The sequence below is a fragment of the Mixta mediterraneensis genome, assembly GCF_030283135.1.
Lineage (GTDB): Bacteria > Pseudomonadota > Gammaproteobacteria > Enterobacterales > Enterobacteriaceae > Pantoea > Pantoea mediterraneensis.
In genome coordinates this window covers 29301-46408 of record NZ_JASUAZ010000023.1, presented here as the reverse complement: position 1 = coordinate 46408, position 17108 = coordinate 29301, and the positions used below count along the sequence as shown (strand labels likewise).

Here is a 17108-nt window from a genome sequence, read left to right as displayed (position 1 = left end):
TTCCTTAACTGACGATCATATCGTCGCGATGAACCGCCACCGGGCCATATTCATAGCCGAGAATTTCACTGATCTGCTGGCTGTGGTGTCCGGCAATCATGCGCATCGCATCGCTGTTATAGCGCGACACGCCATGCGCAATATCACGCCCCTGCAGGCTACGAATACGGATCACTTCGCCACGGGAGAAATTGCCCTGAATATCACGAATCCCTTTTGGCAGCAGCGAACTACCGCGCTTAAGAATAGCGGATAATGCGCCATCATCCACGGTGAGCTCACCGGCGGGCGGCGCGCCAAAAATCCAGCGTTTGCGGTTTTCCAGCGGTGACTGCTGAGCATGGAACTTCGTGCCGACCGGCTTGCCGTCAATCACATCAGCGATCACACCGCTGCGGCTGCCAGCCGCGATAATGACCTCAATACCTGCCCGGCAGGCCACATCAGCAGCCTGGAGTTTGGTTGACATGCCACCCGTTCCCAGCCCTGAAACGCTCCCGCCTGCCAGCGCGCGCAGCGCATCATCAATCACATGTACATTGCTGATAAGTGAAGCCTGGGGATTATTGCGCGGATCGGCAGTAAACAATCCTTCCTGATCGGTCAGCAACAGCAGCTTATCCGCGCCGCCCAGCATGGCGGCCAGCGCGGATAAATTATCGTTATCGCCCACTTTGATTTCAGAGGTAGCGACGGCGTCGTTCTCATTAATCACCGGAACGATGTGGTTATCCAGTAGCGCACGCAGCATGTCGCGCGCATTAAGAAAGCGCTCGCGATCTTCCATGTCCGCGCGGGTTATCAGCATCTGGCCAATGTGGATGCCATAAATAGAGAACAACTGCTCCCATAGCTGAATCAGACGGCTCTGCCCCACCGCAGCCAGCAGCTGCTTTGAGGCGATGGTAGGCGGCAGTTCGGGATACCCAAGATGTTCACGCCCGGCGGCCATCGCGCCAGAGGTGACAATCACAATGCGGTGGCCCGCCGCGTGCTGCTGCGCACACTGACGAACCAGTTCCACCATATGCGCTCGATTCAACCGACGTGAACCGCCAGTAAGCACGCTGGTTCCCAATTTGACCACTAGGGTCTGACTACCACTCATATTTCCTGCCGTCGTGAAAAATATATGCGAAAAGACGTTTTAACAGGAGTCGGGAAGGAAGCCAACAGCCAGCAGGGGAAAAGCAAGAAAATCACCTCACAAGGACGTAGTTCAAAAGTTCACTATTAACAAGAAAACAGGAAAAGTGTCATAAAACTTTCATCGCCAGACGGTAAAAAGTCCCTGTTTTACAAAAGGTTCTATATAAATTACAAATTGACTCATCGGGGATTTTTAAATGAAGAAAAGCCTTCTGGCACTGTTGGTCTCAGCACTGGCACTGACATCAACTGCACACGCAGCAGAAATTTATAACAAAGACGGTAATAAGCTGGATTTTTACGGCAAGCTTAAAGCAATGCGTTACATCAGTGATGCAGACACCAACGCCAGCAACAATGCTGACAAATCTTATGTTCGTATTGGTTTCAAAGGTCAGACGCAAATCAACGATCTGATGACAGGTTATGGTCAGTGGGAATATCAGTACAACCTGAACAACCCAGAAAGCGACGCCAATGTGGGTAATAAAACGCGTCTTGGTTTTGCTGGCCTGAAATTTGGCAACTACGGCTCCGTTGATTACGGTCGTAACTACGGCCTGATTTATGATGTGGAAGCCATTACCGATATGATGCCAGAGTTTGGTGCGACCGCTTACACCTCTGCTGACGTCTACATGCTGACCCGAACTAATGGCGTAGCAACTTATCGCAATTCTAACTTCTTTGGTCTGGTTGATGGTTTAGATTTCGCCTTGCAGTATCAGGGCAAAAATGAAAACGCCTCCCGCTCTGACTCCGCCTCAAATGGCGACGGCATGGCGGCTTCACTTTCTTATAAACTCATTGAAGGCCTGAGCATCAAAGGCGCCGTCTCTTCTTCAAACCGTACCTTCGATCAGAAAGATACCGCTTATGGTCGTGGCGACAAAGCTGAAGCCTGGGCAACGGGCCTGAAATATGACCGTGATGGCATTTATCTGGCAGCAAACTATGCGGAAACCCGCTATATGAACCCAATCAGCGGTACGGCGCAGGTGGCGGGTAATGATGTCGCGGTAAGCGGCTACGCGAATAAATTACAAAAAATCGAAGTCGTGGCGCAGTATCAATTTGATTTCGGCCTGCGTCCCTCTCTAGCTTACGTGCAGACCAAGGTTAAAGATATTGAAAATGGTATCGGGGACGCGGATTACTACAAGTTTGTTGACCTGGGTGCGACTTATTACTTCAACAAAAACATGTCTGCCTTCGTTGATTACAAAATCAACCTGCTGGATGACAACAATACGCTGGCGAAAAACACCGATGATATTGTCGCATTAGGCGTGACCTATCAGTTCTGAATTTGCGCTATTTCTACGCCCGCCGCCCTCCTGATTGCTGTACGGCAGAGCTAACGAAATAGCGCTGCACTTCATCTTCAAGGCGAATGTGCACAAAAAAGGGCAAGTTCCTTAACTCGCCCTTTTCTTCTGGATGCAATGCCGTATCAGGCACTCAATTTTACAGGTTTTTCATCGAAACCGCTGGCCGGTTCCAGACCTAATTCATGTGTCTTCAACATGGCTTTCAGGCGGGTGTGGAAATTACGTAAGGTTTCTTCCACGCGTTGATTGTTCTCTTTGCCTTTGATCGTTGCGACAGACCAGTCGCCTTCTTTATCAAATAAGCCGATATGGTAAACGTACGTGAAGTGATCGGCATGGGCTTCCAGCTCCATCCACCAGCCCCAAAATTCGCGCAATTCCGGGGCCGGTTTCACATTGATGCAGGCAGCCAGGCAGTCGAAAAAGAAACGCGTTTCTTCACATTTTCCTTCACGGATATACGGTCCCAATTCAGTGAAGCGCTTAAGCAGGCGACTGCGGGGATGACCACTCGGTAACATCATGCTAAATCTCCATTCGTTTTAACCGCTAATAGTTGTAGCAAACACTGTAAATTTTGCCAGTTACCTTTTCAACCGTTTCTCCAGCCAGTCACAAATTTCATTAAGCGCACGATCAAAGCTGGACATCATCGGCGTAACCGGAATCAACAGGGCTTTACCCTCGGAGGACGAATTAACGATTAATTTTGCCTCTTCTTCCGGGCTAAACAGATCTTTTTGCCAGTAACCCGCTAGCATTGGCGTTGGCGTGCGGCGGCCAAGTAGCCCTTGCGTTTTCAGCGAATAGCGGTTTAGCTCAGTGCGTAATGCGCTGTCGGACGTTGATGCCATGCCGAGGCGGCTGGCGAACATATCCATATACATATCCGGCACCGCATCTTGCAAAGCAGGCTGTGTAAACAGGCTATGCACAATGGGTCCCAGGCAGGCTACCGCGCGCAAACGCGACGTTTCCAGATAAGCCAGCCGCACCGCGACGTTGGCGCCAAAGCGATAACCAAACGCCGCGACGCGCGTATGATCAATCCAGGGCACGTTTTGCAGCTCCCGCAGCACCTGCTGATGTAAAAAGCTGGTGTCCTGATTCAGCGTCCATTTCACCGAATATCCCACCGAGGGGACATCAATGATCAACATGGCCATGCCGCGCGGCGCAAGATAATCATGGAACAGGCGATAGTGATCGCTTTGCAGCGAATCCAGCGCGCCGCAGAACAACACGGTGGGATAAGGCGCCTTAACGCCAGGCGGCATATGCAGGAAACCGTTCACCGGGCTACCGCCACTGATGGGAAAGGTCAGGGATTTCAGCTCGCCGGGAAAGCGTCTGGTGGCCTCTTCATATGCACGATTCGCCAGCACCTGGGCCTGATCGGCCAGCTCATCGCCCTTTATATAAGGGTATGCGGCAAGGCTGTACAGATGCGCGGCATGTAACCAGTGTTTACCTGCCTGGGGATCCTCATCCGTTTCCTGCGCTTTTTGCTGCCAGTGCGCCGCCTGCTTACACCACTCATAATGCCAGTTGCCGCTGCGATAACCGATGACCGTATCCAGCAAGCTATTATCGGTGTGCCCGGCGTTGCTCATGGCAATACGCGCCAGTACTTCGCTGATTTCCTGCGGTGTCAGTCCGCGCCATGCCCACATCAGCTTATTGAGCATACGATACCAGCCGCGTTGGCTGTCGCCATCAAGGGCGGAATGCACAGCGCTGGTGGCATGGGGTTGACGACGAACCAGTGAAGAGGTTTCGGGGTGTTTGAAGCGCGGCTTAAACAGCTCTTCGCTAAGATTTTTGCTCGTCATACGACGTTCTCCTGCAGCAAACGCGGCAATGGCTAAGTGTACTGCACGGCATAACAAGGTGCGAGAAGCAGAAAGGACAACGCCCGGAAAACCGGGCGTTGTTTGGGTTAAATCAATCAGCTTTTAACAATGGGTGGAATATAAACCACGCCCATATCCCACGGCTGCTCAATCCAGGTATTTTGCGGAATATCGACGATATAGTTGTCCACCAGCTCACGACCGGCAGGTTTAGCGAAGATGGTGCAGAAATGCGCTTTAGGATACATATCGCGAATGGCCTGCGCCGTCCCGCCAGTATCAACCAGATCATCAATCACGATAAAGCCTTCACCATCGCCTTCTGCGCGCTTCAGCACTTTCATTTCGCGCTGGTGATCATGGTCATAGCTGGAGATGCACACGGTATCGACATAACGAATACCCAGTTCACGCGCCAGCAGCGAAGCCGGTACCAGGCCGCCACGGCTAACAGCAATGATGCCTTTCCACTGTTCAACAGGAAGCAGGCGCTGAGCCAGTTTGCGGGCATGGATCTGTAGCATGTCCCAGGTAACGACGTATTTTTCGCTCATAAATAGGTATCCCAGCCAACCGGATTGGCTTAAAAAATGTGCAACAGGGAAAAGGTTGCGCGAGATTATAAGGATATGACGCGTTAAAAACCAGCACCCGCGCGCCGGTTGCGGCTTTTTAACGCGTCTGATTACGCACCTGGCAAAAAACAGTGATATTCTCAGGCCCATCTCGTCAGATTCTCTGGCGGCGATCTTTCACTGGAAACTCGCGCCCTCCGGTTCATCCGGCGCACTGACACAGGAGACTTGTCGTGTCTGAATTGTCTCAACTTTCGCCACAACCGCTGTGGGATATTTTCGCTAAGATCTGCTCAATTCCTCATCCGTCTTTCCATGAGGAAGCGCTTGCCACCTATATTGTGGACCGGGCTAAAGAGCAAGGTTTCTGGTGTGAACGCGACCAGGTTGGCAACATCCTGATCCGTAAACCGGCAACCGCTGGCATGGAAAAACGCACGCCGGTTGCCTTGCAGGCACATCTGGATATGGTGCCGCAGAAAAACAACGACACCGTTCATGACTTCACCAAAGATCCTATTCAGCCGTATGTTGATGGCGAATGGGTGAAGGCACGTGGAACTACGCTGGGTGCAGATAACGGTATCGGTATGGCATCGGCGCTGGCGGTCCTGGCAGACAACACGCTAACGCACGGCCCGCTGGAAGTGCTACTGACCATGACCGAAGAAACCGGCATGGATGGCGCGTTTGGTTTGCAACCAAACTGGCTACAGGCAGATATTTTGATCAACACCGACTCTGAAGAAGAGGGTGAGATCTACATGGGGTGTGCGGGCGGCATCGACTTTATCACCACGCTGTCGCTGACGCGTGAAGAGGTTCCCGCTGATTTCGACACCCTGAAGCTGACGCTGAAAGGTCTGCGAGGCGGCCACTCCGGTGCCGACATCCATATGGGGTTTGGCAACGCCAATAAACTGCTGGCGCGTTTTCTCGCGGCGCATGCGGCTGAGCTGGATGTGCGCCTGATAGACTTTACCGGCGGCACGCTGCGTAACGCCATTCCACGTGAAGCGTTTGCTACGCTGGCGGTGGCAAATCACAAGGTTGATGCACTGAAAGCCGCTGCGGCGCATTTCCTTTCTGCTTTGCAAAATGAGCACGGTGTGAAAGAGAAAAATATCGCGCTGGTGACCGAGCCACTGGCACATCAGGGACAGGCGCTCACGGCTGACAGTCGCGATCGCTTCCTGAATTTGCTGAACAGCACGCCGAATGGGGTCATTCGCAATTCTGACGTGGCGAAAGGTGTGGTCGAAACGTCGCTGAACGTAGGCGTGGTGACCATGGATGCTGATAACGCTGAAATCAATTGCCTGATCCGCTCGCTGATCGACACCGGCCGCGATTACGTGGTGCAAATGTTGACTTCACTCGGCCAGCTGGCTGGCGCGCAGACCAGGCCGAAAGGCGGCTATCCTGGCTGGCAGCCAGATGCGGATTCGCCAGTTATGGCGCTGACGCGTCAAACTTATCAGGCTCTGTTCAATAAGATGCCGAATATCCAGGTGATCCATGCAGGTCTGGAGTGTGGCCTGTTCAAGAAGCCCTATCCTGATATGGACATGGTATCCATTGGGCCAACGATTACCGGTCCGCATTCGCCTGATGAGCAAGTGCATATTAAAAGCGTCGGGCTTTACTGGAAATTACTGACAACTTTATTGGCTGTGGTTCCAGAAAAATAATTTTTTCCTCCGCTTAATCCACCAGGCTACGGCCTGGTTTTTTATACCCGCCGGTTTAAGTCAGCATAAAACACTACGTTAACTCTCTATTTCCTCTTAAATCACCACACTATCGGTTACATCCAGTTATAGACGCCATTATGTCCAGATGTCTGGATGGCTAATAAGAGTTTGTGCTAGCTTATGCGCTTTCGATTGTTGCCGCTCCCGTGACTTCAGGAAACAATGCGGCCGTTATTTCGTACAGAGGTTCCTTCACATGCGTTGACGGGCGCGAATGGCGCTGGAAAATCGACGCTGATGGCCGTGTTGTCCGGGGCGCATAGTCATTACAGCGGCGAGATACTGCTAGACGGCAAAAAGGTGTCGATACGCAGCCCGCGCGATGCCAAACAGAGGTCAGTTTAGATATCGAAAATTATTGTACGTTAAGGCTATTTTCTGACCTTTCGACGGAAGCAAACATTACTTAACATGAGGTTTCGTTCCACTAAGCGTCAGACCCCTTCCACAGTACCACGGCGTTAGTGACCAGACCCGGTGTACCCGGTTGGTCTTTCTGCCCTTCACGATAACGTTTTCTGACACACCGCGCTGACCGTAACAGATGGCCCTTGACACCCTTCTCCCCGGTTGTGTTGCGTCAGAATACGGCAGCGATAGTCCTTATCAAAACTGGAGTTAGTGCTAAATAGCTGTTCCTAATACCGCTACATCTGCGATTTATTGGCTTGCGTTAGCTGAGTAAGGGCATAACATCACAAGCCCGATACAGCAATTTCTGGCAGCGAAAGCAGCCCAAGCCCTTGTCCTGCAAGGGCTTGAAAAAAGTGGAGCACTATTCCTCGCAGCTATTTAGAAATATATTCAAACCTATCTCTTACTGGCACTAACGGTGCGAAAGTGATCCATATCCAACGCCAGAAATCAAATCCAGGGGTTAAACTGCTCTCCTGATTCGGGAGAGCTTATGGCCACCCTTTTGAGTCAGTTATGTAAATTAAAATCCTGCACAAGCAGGGTATGAGCAGGCGGGCTATTACACATACCTATATAGTCTCCGCTGATAATCCCCATGCTGGGCAATTCATCGATGGTATAGGCAATGTCGTCAGAATTTTTATAGATAACCCTCCACGCTTAATGTTATCTCTTTATTCTGAAGCGACTAACATCAGCAATAGGGGGATTAACTCTCGGTTGTACAACTCTGGCCTCAAAGAAATCGATTGGTCGAAGGGCCGGGTTGATCAAGCTCGCCCTGAGCGGGTTTGACTGCGTTTAGAGGAACGGCATCAAGCTTTAACGTTAAGCCCAGGAAAATTCCATTTTTTCTTATTTTCATCAAAATCCATCGATAGTGGTTTTTTCCCCGAGGAGGGGAACCGGTAAGAGAAATCTTTTGATTGTCCAATTTTAATCCAGGCGTCTTTTTTTATTTTAATATAACCCTTTTCTGTAACAGTTAAGGTAATACCTCTGGAGTCTCCTGTTGAACGTAATGCTGGCATGTCTGTTGTAAGAACTGAATAGTCTAAAATCTGCGATATAAATTCAGCACTAATCTATCTGGTGTATGACTTATATTTCATCTGGATGACAATATGGAGAAATGAGATTTCAGTAACATAAGCCTTTCCAGATCTTGCTTAGCATCAGCATATTCTAGCGAGTCGCCAGGCAGTTTTTTCAGCTCAGTCTTAATGTCACGAATGTCCTTAATAATAGCGTTTTTAAACTTGTCTCCACTTTTCAAAATGTTTATATTATCCTGATCGATTAAAGAACTCTGAAAATACTTACCCTTTACTGCATGAAGTTCACCCACATTTTGCTTCGCCAATAAAGGATTATCAAACATTTTCATAACGATCACCGAATTCTTGCCAATGCCGACTTTATCAATCATCATCGTTTTCCATTTATTCAGGGTTGATATTGTCGCCTCTTCAGGTAAAAAACTATCAAACTGACGGATAGTGGGGTCGACAACAAAATTGGAAGCATCTTTCTGTAAAACCACGGCAAAATGATTTGACGGCGCGTCATCCCAGGGGGTCTTATAGATGAGTAAACCAATAACTTTCGGTTGTTCGCCCTGATTTTTGAGCGAAATAAAAGCCTCAACCATTGCTCCATGGCAGGAACCTGACGGGTATTGACGAAATGCACGGAGTTTCACGGCACTTTCTCCTCGAGAAAATACCTGTTTTTGCAGTTCTATTTCCGTTATCCCGATGTCATCATCAATCCAGAGTAAATTTAGATTCTCGCCAACCGGCTTTTTGACCCGCTGCAAGCCACCTCTGCCACCCAGACCCTTTCCCCTTATTATATGACTAAGCTGCAGAAACTCCGGCTGTTTTTTAGGGAGGATGTCATCTGTTTTCAATAAAGTCTGGTGGAGTGGCAGAGTTAACCGCTTTTTTGTTTATGGCCTTCTTAACGCTCCCAGCTAAGTTAAAAGTAAGCAAATTTATAGAGACATCTATCCGTGCAAATTTTAAATCATCCGGCGTATCGGCCATGCTCAGGCGTGCTATACTAATACCCAGTTGTATGGCAGACAAAGTATTTCCTAAAAATATACCCACAGGCCCGGTTATCATCGCTGCGGGGTAAGCCTTTATCATCAATGTTTGAACTGTTTTATAAGCCTGTTCTAAAATAATTTCTCCGTTTGAACAGATTAAGGCATCTGTCTCCTGTGCCATGCGTTCTTTAGTTAACCGAGTGAGGGCAGAGAAGGCATCCTTAGTGGTAAATACCTTTTGAATTCCTTTTTTTTTGATATAAATTTTTAAATCATTATTATAATAACGTATCCCATCTTTATTAACTTTTTTAGTAGCCGCTTCACGCTTCGCCCACTCTTCAAAAGCCTTTTTGACCCCTTTTTGCCGATCCACCAGCGAAAAATGTTGAAGAATTGCGTTGCGGGACTCTTCTCCTTTAATTTGTTGATCAAACCATGTTTTCAGCTCTTCCGCATCTTTAAATTCACGGAATGCGTTGTCATCGTCCCCAGGGAGATAAAGAACTTCACGCCCATCTTTGCCAGTGAAGCAGAGTATATTGGTTCTATAATATTCACTAACGTTACGCCGAAGCGGGGTCTCCAGACTGAGATGATAAGCATATAAAAAACTCACTTCCACCGAAGGATCGGCGTTGGCAGGTTCGTACAATTCACGCATCGTTACCGGATCGTAAAGGATAATGTTGGCTGCGCCGCCTTTTATGACTATTTCATACCCCGATTGTGAAAGGGTGCGATTGACATGGGCTAAACGCGCCCGTGCTATGAACTGGCCTTTAGTCATGGCTCGCCAGTCTTCGCTGTATTTGCGCCAGTATTCCTTTTGACGCCTTCCAACCTCTGCGAGGACGTCTTCATTAGAGATGTCTTCTTTCAGAGCGGAAGGAAGATACTTAACTTCATTCTCAGCACCGAAATGCGTTGCACTGGCATCGACCTGATATACGCCCGTGAGTTCATCGGGGCCAGCACACCTAAAATCGTAAAAATCAGTCTCCTTAAATGAAGCGCCAATACCATCGTCGGGCACGAATATTTCGCCAGGATCTTTTCTGGTATGAATTCTAACACAATTGTACAGTGGAAAGTCAGTACGCTGGCGAAAGGCGCTAAAATTATCAATAAAGACTTGCGTTAGTGTCTGGCTAGATATTGGCTGGCCATTGTGTGCATAGCCCGTATAGCTGTCGTTGTTTTTTACCGTTTGATCCGCCCTAAACTGGACGAGATAAAGCCTGTCTGAATCGATGAATTGACCCGTTCGTTGATAAATTTTGCTTCCAGCAATGTTTTTTACAATTTGATAAGCGCTGATGGCACTATATTCGAATAGTAATTCCTGCGCTTTCTGCTTCAACTCAATAGAGTCCTCGTTGGCTATGAAGCTATCCGTGTGGACGGTTTGGAGGCTTTGCACGTTTTCCGCTCCAATATCCCAGAGGTAAATCATTGCCGAGTCGGTATTGGCGGTCATTATATCTGCCCGGTACACAGGATCTTTGAAGAATTTCATCGCCTCAAAATCTTTTTCTGAACCTGTGTATACCCATTTTATGTCGTTAAAGATCGCTTGTTGCTCATGCGGTGAGGGATTACTTTTACCTGTTTTTCTCTGATAATATTCATCCTGTCGATTTTGAAGCTTAGTTTTAGCTTCATCCCGCATCTCGTCTGTAAGGATTACATTATGCGTTTTGTTCAGTATCTCCCATACCGCATTATCATCAGGATAGACAGCTCCTTTACCGGCTAACACCTGCGCAGGCTGATTTTTATTAGCGAAAGTGAGCAGGGCCTGCTGACATGAACCCAGAGAGAGTCCCTGCTCATTTTGATATGCAGGCAGGGTAACTAAATCTTGCGTGCCTCCTGCCTGAATGATTATCTGCCGCAGGAGCGTCTCCGTCAGCTCGGGGTCATAACCTGCTGATGACTGCTGAGCCAAACATTCTTTCGACGCGCTTTCTAACGCTTCCAGGTTAATTTTGATTGTTACCGTTGTGTTCTTTTTGTCAACAAGAACCATGGGGTACTTATCCCTAGTGGGGGGTAAAGGGATATTCTTATCTCGTCGTTCAAAAAAAGTTATGGATTGGAAGCTCTGTCTAACCAGCACGCCTGCCCTTAAGAACCTCTCTTCCAACCGTTTGTAAGGCTTGTCAAGGACTCTTTTGTCATATATTTTAAATGCATCAGATAGATAGGCTAAAATTTCCTCTTTTTTTGCCTGACCAGAAGAGAAAACTGCACAAGCGTTATTTACTCGCCTACGCACTTCAATTACCGAATTTCTAACTCTGCGTACTTCAATTTTTCCCAGGGGGTCGTTTTTCGCGGCGTTGAGATGTATGAAGGAATCGTATTCCATGAGATTATTTTCACCAACAAGGTCGATCATGGCATCGTAGATTTTAACGGAGGGTGATACTGATGACCCTTTGGGCTGAAAACCACCATATGTCTGAAAATCTTTTTGACATGGCATGTTTGAGATATAATGATCATTATATAGTTGATTTTTTGCTTTCAGATCACGCTTACTCTTACATGTGATGCAATTCTGAATGATACGCTCTCCCTTCACGCTTTTATCCCGTACTAACGGTTGTGTGTCAGGAACGGCTCTATCTGCATCCCGCACTGCTGGTGAATTGTAACTGCCCCATAAAACTTTCCCTAATGCAGATAGTCCGGTCAAGGCTAGGGTGGTTCCAACTACAATGACGGTTTTTTTTTCAGAGTCTGCATACAAGAAATTGCCACGGGTACCGCAGCAGTCCCCGCCATCATCAAAGGCAATGTCACATCCCCGTCACTCCGGCTTATTGCTGCCGAGGATACCTGTGTTTCCGGTATGTTGGTAAGTACAGGTATGCTATCAGCCCCTTTCGTCAACGGTTCAGGATAAGCGATGGCATCACATTTTGTATTGAAATGCGTGTTGGTAATAACCTTGTCGTTTGTTTCCTGGCGGGTCTCAGCCTTAAGGTTAGTACAATACAGCAGGTTTGAAAGGCCGCTTTCCTGCCGGAGTTTTTCCACAGCCAGATAATGCGCCTGTTCAGGCAAAGAGAGATGGGTATTTTGCCTCAGCGCAGGGGCAAGCCTGTTCTGTACGGTCGCCCGGGTGTAAGCCGCAGGTTTGGCAGTTGAATTTGACGAAAATGCAGTGAGCCGTGGTGGTGAGGGCGAGCAGGGAGTGAGGGCACTGCATACCTCTCCGGTCATTTCCATCTGCGTATCGATCTCAAAAGCGGGAACGTGTTGTAATATGCCGGCATTTCCTGAAGTTTCCGCGCCGGACGGGAGACTGCTCGCCATATTTCCCAGCGCGGTCCAGTAATAACTGGCGCGGATAAAAATATTAGCCATAAAGGCCGGGACCTTCAGAACACCGCGTTGCGGGACCCCTTCGTGTTTCATCCAGCGTCCTGCAACAATGGCTGTAACCGCCAGGGCTGTAAACAGATGGTTAGAAATGTGATTTTCTTCGTTACCAAAAAACTGCCGCAGGAAAGTCTCATCCGTCCAGCCGGTAACAGTATCCCTGATAAAGGCTGCCAGCCAAGAAACAGCATTAATATTCTCAGGAAGGTAGCCTGATGCCAGTCCGAGGGCATGCAGTGCTGCAATATCAATATCCCGTCGCTCAGTAACTGCGGTATACAGACTGTTTGCTGCGATAGTAAGAGTGGTCGGGGTGCCGGGGAGTAATCCGGAAAGGCAGACAGAAAGCATTCTGCTCTCCCCATATTTCCCCAGCGTACGGACAAACTGCTGAACGCAGCGGCGGCAGTCTTCCGTGAACGGGACCCGGGAATCTGCAGCTTCTCCGGCAGAAGTTGACGGGTCAGCCTGATGCTCTTCACGGATGCCAAACCAGGTCTCTTCCATTTCAACGTGGTCAATGGCGTCAAACCAGATATCATGGTCTTCCGGGTTTGAACTATTCAGGGATACCCGGGATATATTGGATGATGAGGCGGGGGGGAGGTTTACAGGTGGCATATTCTTCCGACCGTAACTGGCTGTTAAGTCCCCTTTATCTATCGTCATTAGATTTTTTTCTTTCAGAAAACGACTTTATATCTGTAGAGCGTCTGGATACGGCATATCTGAGAACAGCTATACCCGGTGGCCTCAGCGGTTTCGCGGGTACTCAGTTTCTTAAACCGCCGGTAGTACAGGACTTTCTGATGACGTTCCTGATCGGCCTGTTTACCCCGGTACTTACCTAAAGCTCGTGCACTTTCAAGACTCTGTTTTTGCCGCTGGCAGCGGCTCAGTCAGTCTTTATGAGACATTGCGGCCATCAGATCGATAAGCATATTGTTAATCGCAGTAATTACAGCACGGATGGCAGGGTCATTTTGCGAAAGATCTTTGTCTACCAGTGCCTGCCATAATGAGGGCACATCCAGGCTGACAATCCGCAGCTCGTGTTGTTCTATCAGCCTTTTCAGCGTCATCCTGTCGCTGTTACTCAGACGGGTCAGGCGGACTTTCTGCTCGACCAGTAAAATAGCATTGCGGTGGCTGTCCACCAGTGAGCGTCCCCGTTCCGGGCAGTCAAGTTTTGTACCGCTGATATTTTCCTAGTAGTGACTAGCTACTTTATGCCCCCGCTCCTGAACGAACTGCCCAGTATATCTTTTGTCTGATCGGCGAACTGTTCTTCCGGCTATGCCCTTAATTAAGCTCTGATGAATCTTTTTCTACCTTTTTATCGTATTTAAATTATTTCATTTATTGGATGCCGTCACGTTTTGGTTATGGCGGCAGGGTATCCCCTTATGCGATAAGCATTTTATTAAAACATATCCTGCTAAACAATTTACGAGGGGAAACTATATGGCAAGATGGCAGATTATTTCTCTGTCGGAAAGAGAATTATTACTGGCATTAACGGATGATGGGCTGACGTTGACCCGAATGGCCTATTTCAGAGTGCATGATCTGGCGCTTATCAGTGCTCACCGTAAACCCACTATTGGGTGCTGGCTTATATTGGTTCCTCACAGGACAGCAAGGTGCGGTCAATGTCGCTTCGCTGAACAAGATCGTTCCCGGCTGGGGCAGCAATGAAGACTTTGTCGCGCCGTGGTTTGCCACGCTGGAAGCGAAATATAAGAAGTGATGGCAGGCGGGCAAGGCCCGCCTTGTTTATAAGCCGAGCAATAGCTGCCTTTCAAGCTGCGGATCAACCAGCGTAACGTGTAACCCCACCAGCCGAACGCCTCTTCCTGCGCGGCGTTCGTCCCAGGTTTTACGCGCCACCGCAATCATGTCGTCCTTATTCAGCACCGGCCAAATGTGCTCTTGAGTGGTCTGCTGGAAATCATCAAACTTTAATTTTACGCCCTGACGGGCAATCAGTTTATCCGGGCGAATCTGCGTCAGGCGGCGATCTAACTCATCGTAGAGATAATCAATAATCGCTAAACAGGCTTCCCAGCGATTGATGTCCTCCGCCAGGGTTCTTTCTACCCCCAGCGACTTACGCTCGCGTTCGACCACCACGCCGCGCGCATCAATGCCGTGACTGCGTTCCCATAATACCCGGCCAAATTTACCAAAGCGTTTTAGCAGCAGCGCCAAATCCGCTTTTTGTATGTCGCCGCAGGTATGCAGGCCCATCTCTTCCAGCTTCTTTGCGGAGACTTTCCCCACGCCTGGAATTTTCGCCAGGGGTAAAGTCAGTAAAAAGTCCGGCATCTGTGACGGCGTGATCACATATTGCCCGTCCGGTTTATTTAAATCGGAGGCAATTTTGGCGAGAAATTTAATCGGCGCAATGCCTGCCGACGCGGTAAGTTGGGTTTCCCGATAAATCGTCGCACGGATCTCCTGAGCGATCAGCGTAGCGGAGCCGTGACAATGCTGGCTGTCGGTGACGTCCAGATAGGCCTCATCAAGGGAAAGCGGTTCAATTAATGCGGTATAACGCGAGAAGATGGCGCGGATTTGCGCTGATGCTTCTTTGTAAGCAGCAAAGCGCCCCGGCAGCAGACGTAAATGTGGGCATAGTTTCAGGGCCATACCGGTCGGCATTGCACTGCGCACGCCATATTTACGCGCCGGATAGTTGGCGGTACTAATTACGCCACGACGTTCACGACTGCCACCGATAGCGACGGGAATATCGCGTAACGTTGGATCATCCCGCATCTCAACTGCGGCAAAAAAGCAGTCCATATCAACATGAATGATTTTACGCATACCCGCCTCCAGCACTGGATAAGTATACAGTCAAAAAAAGCAACCGCAATATTTGTTGCGAAGCGCAGTAAAGTTTACAAATTTCTGCCGCTATTCCCTTCAGGAAAGCGTGATTTTCCGGGGCATTGACTTGCTAAAAAAACAGACAATGTTAATGTTGCGCAGCGGTAGCGGAGTTATCCGATAATGCAAGCAGAGACGCCTTTGGGTCGTCATTGTTCTTCTTCACGTCAAGGTACACACAGCATGGGCAAAATCGCACTTCTGTTTGCGATGATTTTGATGCCAGCCCTCAGCATGGCAATGACGCCGGAGCCAGTTCAGCAACTGGCGCCGGTGAATAAAGAATTAAAGAAACAGTTACTCGGCACGCCGGTTTATATCCAGATCTTCAAGGAAGAACGCACACTTGAGCTGTACGGTAAAATCGGTAACGAATATCGGCTACTGGATACTTACCGCATCTGCAACTTTTCGGGTGGCCTCGGCCCGAAACGCCGTCAGGGCGATTTTAAAAGTCCGGAAGGGTTTTATCACGTCAGGCTGAATCAGCTGAAGCCGGATAGCCGCTTCTATCGTGCAATCAATATCGGTTTTCCAAATCAATACGATCGCGAGCAGGGCTATAACGGCAACTTTTTGATGATCCATGGCGATTGCAAGTCAATTGGCTGCTACGCCATGACCAACGCTTATATGGACGAGATTTTCAATTATGTGAATGCGGCGTTGCGTAATGGTCAGCAACAAGTAAGCATTAGTATCTATCCGTTCCGTATGACGGACAGCAATATGCAGCGTCATCGCTATTCCACTTACGCCAGTTTCTGGCGTGAGCTGCAGCCGGGCTATGCGTATTTCGCCAAATACCATCAACCCCCTACGGTTAACGTAAGCAGCGGTCAATACGTGATGAACAGCAGCCCGGTATTAACGCAACCCGAAGCTGCCTCCAAATCATTCCTCGCGCTCTCCAAGGCAGAATAATGCCCACTCGCCTGGCACGATGCGGTGCCAGGTCTCATTACCTGTCAGCGGCTGCGTCGCAATCACCGTCACAATGTCGTTGGCGGTGGTATGTTCCTGAAAATCAACTTCCATATCCTGATCGAGCAGCTGCGCACGACCAAACGGGGCACGCCGCGTAATCCAAAATAAATTGGTCGAGCAAAACGCCATTAAATAGCGCCCGTCTGACAGCAGCATATTAAACACGCCCTTCAGTCGCAGTTCACTCGCCAACTCGCCAATATAGCGAAACACCGCAGGCCAGTTGCCTGGCGTGCGCGGATAGCGTGTCGCCAGCTTGTGCAGAATCCAGCAAAATGCCTTCTCGCTGTCCGTTTCACCCACCGGGCGGAAGTGACCGGTTTCCAGTTGGCGATAGCCTTTGAGCTGACCATTATGGGCGTAGGTCCAGTTGCGTCCCCATAATTCACGGGTAAACGGATGGGTATTTTCCAGCGAAACCTGACCCCGATTAGCCTGGCGGATATGCGCCACCACCGAATGGGATTTAATCGGATATTCCTGCGCTAGACGAGCAATGGGCGAATTATAGCCTGGCAAGGGATCCTTAAACGTGCGACAGCCTTTATCTTCATAAAACGTAATGCCCCAGCCATCTTTATGTGGCCCGGTTCCGCCGCCACGCTGCACCAGGCCGGTGAAGCTAAAACAGATGTCTGTTGGAACATTTGCGCTCATCCCGAGCAATTCGCACATAGCCGCCGCCTTAGTTAAGATGCCTC

Annotated in this window: 13 protein-coding genes and 4 pseudogenes; 5 read left to right on the top strand and 12 right to left on the bottom strand. The window is 49.2% G+C overall.

Annotated elements, in window-relative coordinates:
• Positions 1-4: 4 nt before the first annotated feature.
• Positions 5-1108, bottom strand: coding sequence for a glutamate 5-kinase (gene proB, locus QRY16_RS14080; protein ID WP_289777024.1), 1104 nt, complete (start codon positions 1106-1108; stop codon positions 5-7).
• Between the two features lie 238 nt (positions 1109-1346).
• Between proB and QRY16_RS14075 the strand changes: the two genes are divergently transcribed.
• A complete protein-coding gene (locus QRY16_RS14075; RefSeq protein ID WP_289777023.1) occupies positions 1347-2456 on the top strand; it encodes a porin in 1110 nt (369 codons plus the stop codon).
• A 146-nt stretch (positions 2457-2602) separates the two neighbouring features.
• Here QRY16_RS14075 and crl read toward each other — a convergent pair whose 3' ends face one another.
• The 3 genes from crl to gpt all read right to left on the bottom strand — a co-directional run bounded on the left by crl (position 2603) and on the right by gpt (position 4887).
• Complete coding sequence (gene crl, locus QRY16_RS14070; RefSeq protein WP_289777022.1) at positions 2603-3004, bottom strand: sigma factor-binding protein Crl; 402 nt, start codon at positions 3002-3004, stop codon at positions 2603-2605.
• Positions 3005-3064: 60 nt separating this feature from the next.
• Entirely contained in the window at positions 3065-4312 is a 1248-nt protein-coding gene (gene frsA, locus QRY16_RS14065; protein WP_289777021.1) for an esterase FrsA, read from the bottom strand.
• A 116-nt stretch (positions 4313-4428) separates the two neighbouring features.
• A complete protein-coding gene (gene gpt, locus QRY16_RS14060; RefSeq protein WP_193403677.1) occupies positions 4429-4887 on the bottom strand; it encodes a xanthine phosphoribosyltransferase in 459 nt (152 codons plus the stop codon).
• A gap of 254 nt (positions 4888-5141) precedes the next feature.
• On the opposite strand from gpt, the gene pepD reads away from it, so the two are divergent.
• Positions 5142-6599 (top strand): beta-Ala-His dipeptidase, encoded by a 1458-nt coding sequence (pepD, locus tag QRY16_RS14055; protein WP_289777020.1) that lies wholly within the window; start codon positions 5142-5144, stop codon positions 6597-6599.
• 258 nt (positions 6600-6857) lie between these two features.
• Positions 6858-7004 (top strand): annotated as a pseudogene (locus QRY16_RS14050) (ATP-binding cassette domain-containing protein); the annotation flags it as partial.
• Positions 7005-7107: 103 nt separating this feature from the next.
• Here QRY16_RS14050 and QRY16_RS22235 read toward each other — a convergent pair.
• From QRY16_RS22235 to QRY16_RS14020, 6 genes and pseudogenes are all read right to left on the bottom strand, one after another.
• Positions 7108-7273, bottom strand: a pseudogene (locus QRY16_RS22235) (Tn3 family transposase); the annotation flags it as partial.
• 621 nt (positions 7274-7894) lie between these two features.
• Positions 7895-8110, bottom strand: a complete 216-nt coding sequence (locus tag QRY16_RS14040) for a hypothetical protein (protein ID WP_289777019.1) — start codon at positions 8108-8110, stop codon at positions 7895-7897.
• A 77-nt stretch (positions 8111-8187) separates the two neighbouring features.
• The gene (locus QRY16_RS14035) at positions 8188-8991 is read right to left on the bottom strand and encodes a hypothetical protein (protein WP_289777018.1); all 804 of its coding nucleotides are present in this window, start codon (positions 8989-8991) and stop codon (positions 8188-8190) included.
• Positions 8978-11890, bottom strand: coding sequence for a dermonecrotic toxin domain-containing protein (locus QRY16_RS14030; protein ID WP_289777017.1), 2913 nt, complete (start codon positions 11888-11890; stop codon positions 8978-8980). Before QRY16_RS14030 ends, QRY16_RS14035 begins: the two co-directional genes overlap by 14 nt.
• Entirely contained in the window at positions 11854-13194 is a 1341-nt protein-coding gene (locus QRY16_RS14025; RefSeq protein ID WP_289777016.1) for a hypothetical protein, read from the bottom strand. Before QRY16_RS14025 ends, QRY16_RS14030 begins: the two co-directional genes overlap by 37 nt.
• 14 nt (positions 13195-13208) lie before the next feature.
• Positions 13209-13816: pseudogene (locus QRY16_RS14020) on the bottom strand (recombinase family protein); the annotation flags it as partial.
• Between the two features lie 336 nt (positions 13817-14152).
• Between QRY16_RS14020 and QRY16_RS14015 the strand changes: the two are divergent.
• Positions 14153-14275 (top strand): annotated as a pseudogene (locus QRY16_RS14015) (sugar ABC transporter substrate-binding protein); the annotation flags it as partial.
• A 26-nt stretch (positions 14276-14301) separates the two neighbouring features.
• Here QRY16_RS14015 and dinB read toward each other — a convergent pair.
• Positions 14302-15357: a DNA polymerase IV gene (gene dinB / locus QRY16_RS14010; RefSeq protein ID WP_289777015.1), complete on the bottom strand. Its 1056-nt coding sequence runs from the start codon at positions 15355-15357 to the stop codon at positions 14302-14304.
• Between the two features lie 246 nt (positions 15358-15603).
• Here dinB and dpaA point away from each other — a divergent pair, with 246 nt between their 5' ends.
• Positions 15604-16344, top strand: coding sequence for a peptidoglycan meso-diaminopimelic acid protein amidase (gene dpaA / locus QRY16_RS14005; RefSeq protein WP_289777014.1), 741 nt, complete (start codon positions 15604-15606; stop codon positions 16342-16344).
• Here dpaA and QRY16_RS14000 read toward each other — a convergent pair.
• Positions 16315-17082 carry a class II glutamine amidotransferase gene (locus QRY16_RS14000; protein WP_289777013.1) on the bottom strand — a complete coding sequence of 256 codons (768 nt, stop codon included), beginning with the start codon at positions 17080-17082 and terminating at the stop codon, positions 16315-16317. The genes dpaA and QRY16_RS14000 overlap by 30 nt on opposite strands.
• Positions 17083-17108: the final 26 nt, after the last annotated feature.

What these genes read in the sequence shown, in the direction of transcription:
- proB (WP_289777024.1), bottom strand. Translation starts at nt 1,108, where the DNA reads ATGAGTGGTAGTCAGACCCTAGTGGTCAAATTGGGAACCAGCGTGCTT.
- QRY16_RS14075 (WP_289777023.1), top strand. Translation starts at nt 1,347, where the DNA reads ATGAAGAAAAGCCTTCTGGCACTGTTGGTCTCAGCACTGGCACTGACA.
- crl (WP_289777022.1), bottom strand. Translation starts at nt 3,004, where the DNA reads ATGATGTTACCGAGTGGTCATCCCCGCAGTCGCCTGCTTAAGCGCTTC.
- frsA (WP_289777021.1), bottom strand. Translation starts at nt 4,312, where the DNA reads ATGACGAGCAAAAATCTTAGCGAAGAGCTGTTTAAGCCGCGCTTCAAA.
- gpt (WP_193403677.1), bottom strand. Translation starts at nt 4,887, where the DNA reads ATGAGCGAAAAATACGTCGTTACCTGGGACATGCTACAGATCCATGCC.
- QRY16_RS14040 (WP_289777019.1), bottom strand. Translation starts at nt 8,110, where the DNA reads ATGCCAGCATTACGTTCAACAGGAGACTCCAGAGGTATTACCTTAACT.
- QRY16_RS14025 (WP_289777016.1), bottom strand. Translation starts at nt 13,194, where the DNA reads ATGACGATAGATAAAGGGGACTTAACAGCCAGTTACGGTCGGAAGAAT.
- dinB (WP_289777015.1), bottom strand. Translation starts at nt 15,357, where the DNA reads ATGCGTAAAATCATTCATGTTGATATGGACTGCTTTTTTGCCGCAGTT.
- dpaA (WP_289777014.1), top strand. Translation starts at nt 15,604, where the DNA reads ATGGGCAAAATCGCACTTCTGTTTGCGATGATTTTGATGCCAGCCCTC.
- QRY16_RS14000 (WP_289777013.1), bottom strand. Translation starts at nt 17,082, where the DNA reads ATGTGCGAATTGCTCGGGATGAGCGCAAATGTTCCAACAGACATCTGT.